Annotated in this window: 1 protein-coding gene; it reads right to left on the bottom strand. The window is 58.9% G+C overall.

Annotated elements, in window-relative coordinates; all coding sequences use genetic code 11:
* Positions 1-162: 162 nt before the first annotated feature.
* Positions 163-1611: an IS1182 family transposase gene (locus tag EV670_RS00025; RefSeq protein WP_130429782.1), complete on the bottom strand. Its 1449-nt coding sequence runs from the start codon at positions 1609-1611 to the stop codon at positions 163-165.
* Between the last annotated feature and the right edge of the window lie 72 nt (positions 1612-1683).

Genomic DNA, 1683 nt, shown 5'->3' with positions numbered 1-1683 from the left:
GAGGCTGTGTGATAACGAGTCGGAAGGTGGCGGTGTCCAACGAGAAGCCCCGGCTTTCGAAGGTTCAACCGGCAATTCGGATTGATTGCCGCCAAAGGCCGTCGTGACGGCCCCAAGGCTGTTCGGGGTCGCAGTTTGGCGTCAGTTCAGCCAAAAAAGTGCCTAAGCACTCAGCAATCGCATCGCCTTCCTGGTCCGCTCGAAGCCGAGGATGTTTAGGACGCGTTTGAAGTTGTACGCCAGCACGCTCAGGCTCATCTCCGTTGCCACGTTGCCGATCCCTCGTGTCAGGAAGTGCGTCCAGCCCATCCAATTTTTGAGGGTTCCAAAGACGTGTTCGACGGTTCTCTTTCGCACCGTCATCGCATCAGGCATTCGTTCCAGCCGCTGCTGCACCCTCTCCATGACCGCTTCGTGCTCCCACCGCCTGATGCGTCGATAGTCGCCCGTCGTGCACTGCTTCTTCATCGGACAAGCAGGACAGGCACTGGTCCAGTAGGTGTGCACCTGTAGACCTCTGTCGTTGGTGGTGTAGCGATGAATGGCACGCTGGCCCGCCGGGCATTGATATTCGTCGGCATGTGCGATGTAGATGAAGTCCGTCTTGTCGAATCGGCCTTCAGCCCTCGCATTGGATGTCATGGGCTTGGGTACCAGCGCGGCAATCCCAGCGTCCTCGCATGCCTTGAGTTCCGCACCGCTGTAGTAGCCACGGTCGGCAATGGCCTTCACTCTGCGCTTGCCCATGGCCTCGCTTGCAGCCGCGGCGATTGCACTCAGCTGTGACCGGTCGCTGCCGTTGTTCGTGACCTCATGGGCGACGATCAGATGGTTCTTGGTGTCCACCGCCGTTTGCACGTTGTAGCCCACCATGGCTGTGCCCTTGGCACTGTAGGTGGTCATGGCGCGCGCGTCGGGGTCCGTCTGAGAGAGTTGCCGATCGGGCAAGGTCTCCAGTTGCGCCTTGATGCTCTGCAGGTCTTGCATGCGCTGACGCATCTTCTGGATCTTGCCTTGCAAGCGCTCGGTCTTGGCTTGCATCTCCGTGGGCTGGGTCCGATCGGCCGTCTCCAATGCATCGAGGTAGCGCTGGATGCTCTCCTCCAACTCGCGTTCACGCCGCTCTATCTTGCCCGGCGTGTAGTTGCGCTCGCGGTTGTTGACCGCCTTGAACTTGCTGCCGTCGATGGCCACTACGGCTTCAGTGAACAGCTTCAACTCGCGACACAGCACTACGAAGCGCCGACAGACATTGCGAATGCCTTTGCTGTTATCACGGCGGAAGTCGGCGATGGTCTTGAAGTCAGGGGCGAGTCTGCCGGTGAGCCACATCAGCTCGACGTTGCGTTGGCATTCCCGCTCCAGCCGGCGACTGGATTGGAGGCGGTTGAGGTACCCATAAAGGTAAAGCTTCAGCAGCACCGATGGGTGATACGAGGGTCGGCCCGTCGCAGCTTGGTTGGTACCGTCGAAGCCCAAGGCAGCCAGGTCCAATTCATTGATGAAGACATCCACGATCCGAACGGTGTTGTCCTCTGCAACGAAATCGTCCAAGCACTCTGGAAGCAATGTGACTTGCTTGCGGTCGGCGCCCACGATGAATCTCGACATCACAAACCCTCCTGCGGCTTGCTATGTCGTAGCAAGAATCAAGCAGGATTCAAGGCGTTTTCACACGGCCTC

This window comes from Rivibacter subsaxonicus (assembly GCF_004217215.1).
GTDB classification, from domain to species: Bacteria; Pseudomonadota; Gammaproteobacteria; order Burkholderiales; family Burkholderiaceae_C; genus Rivibacter; species Rivibacter subsaxonicus.
The sequence above is the reverse complement of the archived record's forward strand: the minus strand, read 5'-3'. Positions and strand labels throughout refer to the sequence as shown.

Bases quoted from the DNA above. Each gene is read 5' to 3' on its own strand.
- EV670_RS00025 (WP_130429782.1), bottom strand. From the start codon at position 1,611: ATGTCGAGATTCATCGTGGGCGCCGACCGCAAGCAAGTCACATTGCTT.